The organism is Cupriavidus basilensis (genome assembly GCF_029335485.1).
Lineage (GTDB): Bacteria > Pseudomonadota > Gammaproteobacteria > Burkholderiales > Burkholderiaceae > Cupriavidus > Cupriavidus basilensis_E.
Window position 1 is genome coordinate 20,439 of sequence record NZ_JARJLM010000391.1, and the last position, 9,990, is coordinate 30,428.

At 70.0% G+C, this 9,990-nt stretch carries 1 protein-coding gene; it reads right to left on the minus strand.

What is annotated here, in order from left to right; translation table 11 throughout:
• Window positions 1-26: 26 nt before the first annotated feature.
• Entirely contained in the window at window positions 27-9,974 is a 9,948-nt protein-coding gene (locus tag P3W85_RS23300; protein WP_276266513.1) for a filamentous haemagglutinin family protein, read from the minus strand.
• Window positions 9,975-9,990 lie beyond the last annotated feature (16 nt).

Sequence of the window (9,990 nt, forward strand, 5' to 3'; positions counted from 1 at the left end):
AGACGCGGATGCCGCTGGATCAGCTGTTACCGGATCTGTTTCAGATTGCGGCGCTCGTCGTCGGTCAGTCGCTCCAGCTGGGCAGGATTGAACCGCCCGCCCAGGCCGACGAACTGCACTGGACTCGCCGCATCGTATGGCACGCTGGATTGGAGGCCGCCGGCAGGCACCTTCCTGCTCTCGCCATCAGCGGGCGACGACGACTCCGTGCCAGCGTCGAGCATGCGCACCGTGAAGATCGAAGGCAGGTTCTGCCGCTGCGCCGCGCGGTCACGCGACATCGCATCCTGCGCAGCGGCGGCAGCTTGCGACGCCGTCGAACTGGCATTGGTCATCGCCCCCACATTCACGGTGGCGACCACCGGCAGCCCTGTCGATTTCCCCTGAACCTGCACGTTGGCCGCGTTGACCACCTGCAGCGCCGCGAAATTGACATTGCCCGAGACCCGGATGCCCGCCTCACCGGCATCGATGGTGCCCAGCGGCGCCACCAGGTCCACGTCGCCGGGCGGCACCTCCGGAATCGGGCTCAGCGTGGCAATGCCCGCGCCCGAGGACGGCACGTTCGGCGACACCGTGACATTGCCCAGCCCGTCGTAGACCCGCTTGGGCGGGGTGTACAGCACGGTCGTCTTGGCACCCCGGCCGGCGTTGATGTCGCCTTCCGACGACCAGCCCTGGATGCTGCCGCCGAAGGTGGTCATGATGCGCGACAGGCCCAGCAGGATCGAACCCTTCGAGTACAGGGCGATATCGCCCGCCCCTTGCGTGATCAGGCCCGCGCCGGTCCCCGCCGGCACGCCCTCCACGCCGATGAGGGTCTTGCCGCCCGGGTTGAGCATCTGGATGTCGCCGCCGAAGTTGGTGTGGATGCCGGCGTCCGTCGTCACGGGTACCGCCTGGCCGTTCACCGTCTTGGAACCCGTGATGCTGCTGAACATCGTGATGTCGCCCTGGTAGCCGATCGCCCTGCCCTGAGCGTCAGCGCTCGGGAACAGCGTCGCGATCGCCTCGCGCCCGCGCAGGTAGCTGCCGTAGCGCGAACTCGCCGGATCGTTGTACTCGCGCCCGCCGAGCAGCAGTTCCTGGAAGTAGACCTGCCGCACGAAGACGCCCTGCTGCTCGCCGGGCAGCGCCAGGAAATACGCCAGCGCATCGGCCGCCGCTCCCTTGTAGCCGAAGCGCTGCTGCAGCCAGGCCAGCAGTTCTGCGTCGTAGGCATGCGCCACCTTGCCGCTGCCCGCCAGCGGCGTGCCTGCGTTCAACTGGTTCGCCGCGTCCAAGTACAGCCTGGCGAAGCCCGCGTAGTCGGGGCCGTTCGCGCCGACACCGGCCAGCACCGTGATGCCGGCCCCGCCCGACTTGTTCGACGGGTTGACGACATCGCCCGCGCTCGTCAGCGCGCCGTCATAGCCCTGGTACAGGTTGCGCCCGGCCTGCAGCTGGAGCAGGCCCGGCCCGGCGATCGTCACGGACTGGCGGAAGATGTCGCGGCCGGCCTGTATCAGCGTGATGTCATCCGCATTCAGGTTCAGGTAGGCACTCGGCGTCGTACCCGTGCCGACGATATCGCGGCCGGCAATGACCTGGAACGGCTTGGCGGCGGCATACCAGGTCGTCGGGAACGGCTGGAAGGAGCCCGGGCCGAACCCCGGCGAGGGATTCTGTACCTGCCCGAGCGCCAGGTCGACGATATCCTTGCCGGCATAGACAAGGGCCGGCTGTTCGTCGGCCGCATGCAGATTTCCCAGCGGCCCCAGCGGCGTATCCGGCCCGAACGCGATCGGACTATTGCGCGTAAAGCCGAGATAAGCCGACGTCGGACTGGCATTGTTCGTGCCTCCGCCACCGACCGCCGTTTCGAAGACCGGGCGCCAAGGCGTCGCCAGCGTGCTCATGTCGGCGCCGGACATGGCCACCACCTGGCTCGACCCATAGATGGAGCCCGCGGCCAGCAGTTCGAGCTGGCCGCGCGGCGACGGTACCAGCTCGAGCACCGGATACGAGAGGCCCGGCAACGGCTCGGCGAAACGGATATCGCCGTTGGCAGCCGCGACGATCAGCGTGCCCGGATAGAAGCCGTTGCTGTTCTGCACGTTGTTGCCGGCGGTCCCGCCCTGCAACGGCGCCACATCGCCACCGGCGGAATACAGCTGGATCGCCGATCCCGGCGTCCAGAGGGTGAATGCGGAGGTACCGCCATTCGGGACCAATGTCGTGCTCCCGTCCGCGTTGCGCAGCAGATAGGGAATGCCGGCCTGATCGACCGGGGTGCCCATGCCGGCATCGGCGGCACCCGCGATCACCAGGTCGCCGCGCGTGGCGATGTTGACGACACCGTCGCCTGGCGTCACCGTGGGACCGGGCGTCTTCGCCGAGCGCTTGAAGACGTTGGCTTCGACCGCGCGCGGATCGAACGACGTGAACAGGATGCCGCCTTGCGCGACCGCCAGCGCGCCGATGGAACCGGCATTCACGTTGATGTCGCCGCGCAGGTTCGTGATCGCGCCATAGTAGTCAGGCACCTGAACGGAGGTCGGAAACACCGCATTGAGCCCGCCGCCGATCTTCAGCGTGAGATCGCCGCCGCCGGTCGCGGCCATCGTGCCGTCGGCCAGTACGCGCCCGGTCGAGGCCACCGCGAGGTCGAGCCCGGTCGAGCCGCTGCCGGTCACGCCGGCATTGCGGCCGGCAATCACGGTCAGGTTGCCGCCGCCCAGGGTGCCGATCCCCTGGAAGCCGGTCATGGAGCTATCCACCTTCCAGCCGGAGGTCTGCGTCAAGGCGCCGAAATTGATCCACCATGCCGTGGGATCGGCGGACGCGCCGCCGCCCTGGCGCCAGAGCCAGTTGCCGGTCAGGTCCGAATCGACGTAGCGGGAATTGTTGTTGGCGATCTGCACGCTGCCCGTCACGTCCTGCTGGGCCATGAGAAGCAGGTCGCCGCCATGCTCCGGGTACCAGGCATGCAGGCCGCTGCCCCGCGTGGCGATGATGTCGTAGGGATTGCTGCCGTCCGCTGCCAGGATCGGCGCCGATTGCGTGCCGGCGGTGTAGACGCCGTACGGGGTCGCCTCGCTGAAGCTGCCACCGGCCAGCAATTCGAGATTGCCGGTGCCGGTGCGCAGCACGCTGAAGAAGGTGCCGTTCAAGGAGGCGTCGTAGCTCGGATCGCTGAGGGTGAGATTGCCGCCTCCATTGAGCGCGCGCACGGTCTGCAAGGCGCGTTGGTCCGCGCCGGCCAGGTCGGCACCGGCAACCAGGCGCAGCGACGCGGATGGCGCGCCGGCCGCCAGCATCGTCGCCGCGGCCGACGCGGCGGCCGCGCCAGGAGTCCCCTTGCTGACCAGCGTCGTCGCGACACCCGGCAGACGGATCCCGGCCTCGAACAGCAGGCCGTCCGAGGCGGACAGCTTGGTGCCCGCGGGAATCGTGTCGCCGACGTAGTAGATGGTTCCATCCGACCCGATCAGGCCGCCGAGGTAGTTGTAGAAGTCGTCGTTCGGCACCGTCCAGCTCGTCATCAGGTAGACATCCTTCGACGCGACATAGCTGGCGCCCGGGGTGCCCCAGTAGCCATCCTGGAGAGAGAACTCGGGACTGCTGGTGATGTCCAGGATGCCGTCATAGACCGCCGGCTTGCCCGCGACCGCCCGGAAGCCGTCGGAGATGCTTCCCTTGACCGCGAGGTTGCCGCCGGCCCGGATCACCAGGGCCAGCGGCTCGCCCGCGCCGTAGCTGGCGGAGGTGGTATCGCGGTCGGCGCCGGGACCATAGCGATACCCGGCTAGGTCGATATCGCCGGATACCGTCAGGTTGCCCTGCGGGGTGGCGCTCACCACCTCCACGCCCGGGCGCAGGTGCAGGGCGCTGCCATAGGCGGACAGCCCCGCCATGCGGCCCTGCAGGCCGGCATTGGCGAGCGCGCCGGCCATGAAGACCTGGCTGTCCCGATCGACGAGATCGAGCCAGCCCTGCGTGATGACCTGGCCGGCGGGATCGCCCGGATCGGCCGGCGCGTTCGCATAGGTGGCAAAACCGTTGAGCTGGATGCTGCGCGCGCCGCGGATGGTGAGCGGTCCGGCGGCCGAGATGGCGACATCGTTGCCGGTCGCATTGGCCGGAGCCCCCGCACCGGTCGCGCTCGCCGCGGTCGCGCCGACGCGCTGCGCATTCAATACGACATCGCCATAGGCCACGCTGCCCGGCGTCGACAGGTCGATGGTCGCGCCAGGCAACAGCGTCAGCACCCCATGGGCCGCGCTCAGCTCCACGTGGCCGCGGTTCCTGGCCTCGATCGGCAGCCCGTAGCTATCGGCCTGCAGCACAGTGCCATGCGCATCGAGCACGGCGCCCGATGCCAGCGTCAGCCCGTTGGCGGCCGACAGCCGGATCGTGCCGGGGGCCGCGCCCGATGCGTCGATGGTGCCGGTCACGGTCAGCTGCCCGCCGTCCGTTGCGATCGACACCCTGTGCGCCTTCACACCGTCGCCAACCACGAGGTCGCCCTGCCTGGCGGTGAAACTGCGGGCGTCGAAGAAGCCGCCCCGGGTGAGCGCGGCGTTCAACCCGGCGAAGTCGGCGAAGGTAGCCGCCCTGGCACTGAAGTCGCCGCTGGCCTGGCCATCGGTCGCGCCGCCATTCAGCGTACCGTTCAACGCGACCAGCCCGTTGCCGGCGTCGATCGCGATCTCGCCGGCATTCGCATGGATCGCCGAGACGTCGATCACCGCGCCGGCTGCCTGCGCCACGCCGCCCTGCGCGCTGTTGAAGGTGGCCGTGCCGCCGAAGCCATGGACCGTGGCCCGCTGGATGGTCGACGGCTGGCCGCTCAGGTCGATGCGGCTGCCGGCGTCCAGCACGATGTCGTGGGTGGCGTTCACCACCAGCTTGCCGCTCGGCAGCAGGATGGTGCTGCCGATGGCGACGCTGTCGCCGCCCAGGTCGATCTCCGCGCCCGCGATGGTCGAGCCCGCCTGGCTCGGCGCCTGGCCTTGCGGCGCCACCACGTTCAGCGCCCCGCCCGCCGTATAGGCCATGATCGACTTCTGCATGCCGGTCAGCAGCGGCGTTGCCAGCGTCAGGTTGCCGCCCGTGCCGCTCTGGCCGAACACCGCGCCCGAGTCCGCGCTGGCCGCCTGGTAGACGAAGAGCGAACCGTTGCCGGCCGACACGATCTTCTCGCTGGCCTTCAGGTTGACGTTGCCGAAGCCATAGGCCGTGCGGCTGGCCTTGGTATTGTCCAGCGACACGAACTGGCCGAGGTCGATCTCCTTGGCCACCAGGTCCAGCGTGCCCAGGCCCGTTCCCGGGCCACCGGCCACGGTCGCCGGCGGCGTGGCGCCGGCGATGCCGTTCCAGGTGATCTTGCCCGCCGCGATGGTGGCATGATCGCCGGCCCCGCCCCAGCCGTAGATCGCCGGCGTGTTCAGCACCAGGTTGACGCCGGTGCCGGTGGCGTCCAGGCCGGCGCTGCCGAACAGGTTGAGTGCGCTGGACGCGCCCAGCGTGATCGTCTGCAGTGCGGGCACGCCCCGCGGCAGATCGCCGCTGACCAGCCGGTTGAACAGCGCCTGGTCGAACAACAGGCCGGCCTGGACGCCCGCCGCGGCAATGTCGGCGCTGCTGCCGACGTTGATGGTGTTCATGGCCAGCGCAATATTGCGCGAACCGAAGCGGGCGCCTGAGTCCATGTTGACCCCGCCGTTGGTGGCAAACGCCAGCGTGCCCTCGGAGTACAGCTGCGACCCTGCGCCGATGGTGATGGCGCCGCTGCCCTGCGAGCCGAGGAAATCCAGCTTGCCGTTGGACAGCGCCAGCACCGAGGTACCGTAGCCGGTGGTGTAGCCCATGCCGGTGGAGGCCGAGTCGAACGGCGTCCCGCCCTGGCCGATGGTGCTCAGGGTCACGTTGTTGCCGACGCCGATGTTCCCGCCGACCAGCACCAGTTCGCCGGCCTGGAGCGTGACGCCGTCGCGGATGGCGAGGTCCTGCCCGCCCTGGAACATCAGCGTGCCGTTGATCACGCCCACCGTGCCGTTGATCAGCAGTCGCGGGGCTGCGATGGCATTCAGGTCCGCGGCGCGGACCGAGGCGCCGCCGAACCCCGGCGTGGCGGCGTCAGCGACGATCTCGCCCACGTTCGACAGGGCCACGGAGCCGTCGATCCCGCCCGCTTCGCCCCGCAGCCGCGCGGCCCCCGCGAAACTCAGCGCGGAGGTGCCTGACGGCGTACCCGGCTGCTCGAACGCGATCTGCAGGATCTTGCCGTCGCCCGGCAGCAGCGGGCGCAGGCCGCCGAACTGCGCCGCCCTGGCGGTGAAGAAGTCGGCGTAGCCTTGCTCGTTGTACTGCGCGTAGCGGCGCACGGCCGTCGCCGGCGTGATCAGCGCGGTCAGCGGCAAGGCGCCGCGGAAACCGGTGTTGGCGATGCCGGTCTGGACCGCGGTGGCATAGGTGCCGTTGCCGACCGCGGCGACGCCGCCGAGCGGCTTGCCGCCGCCCGCGCCGAGCTCCACCCGGTAGGCGCCGGGCAGCAGCGCGTAGTTGGAGGGCAGCAGCGTGTAGGTGCCCGCCGGCAGGCCGGGCACGCCCGCGCCCGCGGTGATCTGCTGGCCGATCGCCGGGTCGCCGGCGCCGTTCTCCGGCGCCACCGGCGCGTAGCCGGAGGCATAGCCCGGCAGGATGGCGTAGACCTTGTCGCTCGCCTTGCTCAGCGGCGTGGCCGGGTTGGCGTTGACCAGCGGCGTGGTGAGGATGTTGACCGAGCCGCCGCGGCCCGAGACGAAGCCCGCGCCGGCCAGCGTGCCGCCGCCGGAGAGGTCCAGCGTCGCCCCGCCCTGGACGTTGACGGCCTGCGCGTCAAGCGTGATGCCGGGCCCGGAGCGCAAGGTGCTGTTGCCGGTGAAGCCGGTGAGGGCCAGGGGCAGCACGCTGGCGCCGCCGTAGGTGTAGGTCACGCCGTCGATGGTGCCGCCATAGGGAATGGCCAGGCCTGCCATCGAGACGGAGGTCAGGCTGCCGGGCAGCAGGTCCACGCGCTGCGTCGCCGGGTAGTTGGTGCCCAGCGTGACGGCGCCGAAGGGAGCGCGCACGATGCCGCCCTGCTCGATGATGGCCGCCTGGAAGCTGAGGCTGCCGAACACGGACAGGGGAGCGTCCGGCACGTCTGGCGTGGTGCGCCCGATCGTCAGCTTCGCCACGTAGCCCGGATTGTTCTGCCCCGCGATGACAGTGGCCCTCGCATTGGTGGCCGGGTACACCTGGGCCGCCTGGAGGTCGACGTCCCAGGCGCTGGCAAGCATCGTCCCCTGGTCGACGGTGGTGGGCAGGAAGCGGATGTCGCCCTGGCTGACCAGCCGCGTCGTGCGGAAACCCGGAGCCGGTGAATAGACCCAGTCGTAGACGGACGAATCGTAGCGCCGGGTCTCCGCCGAGAAGGCGAGCAGCCCTTGGATATCGATCTGCTTCGCATCGACCTCGAAGGTCGCGACGGTCGGTGTCCCCGTGCTGCGTGGGTTGCCGATCGTGCCAGTGCTGTTGCCGTCCGGCACGATGACCGGCACCCCGCTGAGCAGGACGTACGGCGCGGCAATACGCACGCTGCCCCTTGCCGGCGGCGTGGAGGCATCGGGCGAACCCGCCTGCACGGGCCCCGACGTGAACGCCCCCGCCGTCAACGACACGCTCTTGCCGAGCGCCAGCGAGACGTCACCCGAGAACTGCATGTAGTCGCCGGACCTCAGCGCGAGCGCGTCGAAGCCGCCGGCCTTGACCGCGTCCGCGCTGACGGCGGCCCGGCCGAGGGCCAGCGCGGCGGCGTTCGTGCCCGCAGCGAGATCCGCGCTCAGCGACGGCGACGGCTGCGCCTGCACCACGGTCATGGTGCTCGGCACCAGGACGTTGGCCGGCAGCGCTCCGCCCAGGTTGGAGAAGTAAGGCGTGAGCAGCGCAATCGACAGGCTGCCGCCGCTCGCCCCGGCACCGCCGCTGGCGGCGTGCAGAGTGCCGTCCAGGTAGAGCCCGCTCAGCGAATCGAGCGAGATGGCGCCACCATTGCTCGCCAGCGTGAGGGCGCCGCCCGACGCGGCCTGCGCATTCACCGTACCCGCATCGACCACGACGCGGGTGCCGTCGGCGTCCAGCTCGGCGCCCGGGCGCACCACCACGAACGCGGTGCCGCCGCTGAGCCGGATCGTGCCGCCATCGGGGGCGGTGCCATAGGGACGGCCCTGGGCGTCGACGGCCGCATAGGCCTGGCCGGAGACATCGAGCCTGGCGCTCGGGCCGACCCACACCGACACGCCGCGGCCGACGCCGGCCGCATCGAAGTTGCGCAGGGTGTCGATGGAGCCGTCGGCTTCGTTGACCAGGCTGATGCTGCCGCCGTGCGCCGTCAGCGTGCCCTCGATATCGATCTGCCCGGTGGCGTCGATCTTGATGCTCTGCCCCGGATCGACGGCGATGGAGGCGCCTTTCTCCATCATGATCGACCCGCCGCCCATCAGGATGCCGTTCTGGCGGGTCTGCGAGCGCAGCGTGAGGCTGGCGCCCCCGCGCTGCGTGAGCGTCGCGCTCTGCGGGTGTTCGGCATACAGCGGCGGCAGCCACAACGACATCGCCGAAGACGGATCGCTGCCCGAGGGTGCCACGAGGCTGTCGGCGGCGATCCGGTACACGGGCATGGCCGGCGCGATGGCGGAGCCCGCCACCAGCATGCCCAGTCCGGCATTGATGTCGTAGTTGGAGAAGCCCGCGCGGAAGAACGCGGGGCTGAGCGCCGGGGCCGGCGCCACCGACACCGTCTGCGGCAGGGCCGTGCCCGGTGGAATCACCGTGCCGGCCTGGTAGGTCATATCCTGCGCCTGCACCGAGCCGGCGGCATAGACGAGACGGTAAGGGTTGATCTGCAGGCCCTGCGGGAAAACGCTCGAGGGGATGACGGTCCCGGCCGGGATCGTGCCCGACCCGGACGCGCCGATGATCAATGTCCCGGCCGGCACCACCTGACCGGGGCTATAGTAGATGAGGTTGCCATTGGCGCCTCTGGCATACAAAGCGCTCATCCCGTTCGCGACGACCCAGTCCGCCGCGGTCGGTATGCCGGATCCGCCCGAGAGCGAGACGTCGATGGGAACGGGAACATCGAGCGGCAGCGTGTTGTGCGTCTCCGTCAGCGTGAAGGGCAAGGGCTGCCCGGCGGCAATGGTCAGCGGCCGCGTGAGCTGCATCCGCAACGGCGCCGGCGTGCCGGCGGCCAGCACGCCGCCGGCCAGCGAGGCATTCTCGCCGACCAGCACATTGTTCGGCGAGGACAAGGTCAGCGTGCCGCCGCCATTGACGCCGGCCGCGCGCATCAGGCCGTCCAGCACCAGATTGCCGGTGGCGGCGCCGACGCCGCCGGACACGTCGCCGGCGATGAGCGTGACATTGCCGCCCTTGCCGCCCATGGTCTTGCCGTTTGCGAGGATGGCCGCGCCGGACGACACGTCGATCACGCTGCCGCCGGCGATGGTCACGTCTTGCGAGCCGTCGATCGTGATGTTGCCGCCATTGATATAGGCGAGCCCCGCAAGCTTGGCCGGATCCATCCGCGCATTGGTCCACACCCCGCGCACGTCGATCGTCCTGCCGGCCTCGAGGGTCAGTTGCGATGTACCATCGGCCGTCATCAGTGCGCCCGGATAGAGGTCACCTGCGCGCGTGAACAGGTTCGACACGTTCACCGTGCCGCCGCGCGCCGTCAGGTTCGCGTCGATATCCACCAGCGGCGCCACCAGGCTCAATCTCCCTCCATCGGCCAGCACCAGCGGCTGGCTCACCACGATGCGGCCGCCGCTGGCCAGGTCCAGCGCGCCGAGCTGGAAGCCGTTCAACATGCCCGCATCCAGCCACACCGTGTTCTGCCGCTGCGGGTCGAGCGCGTCCGCCGCCCCCATGCCCGGCGTCACGCCCACCTCCGTGCCGATCTTCACCTCGCTGTTGAACACC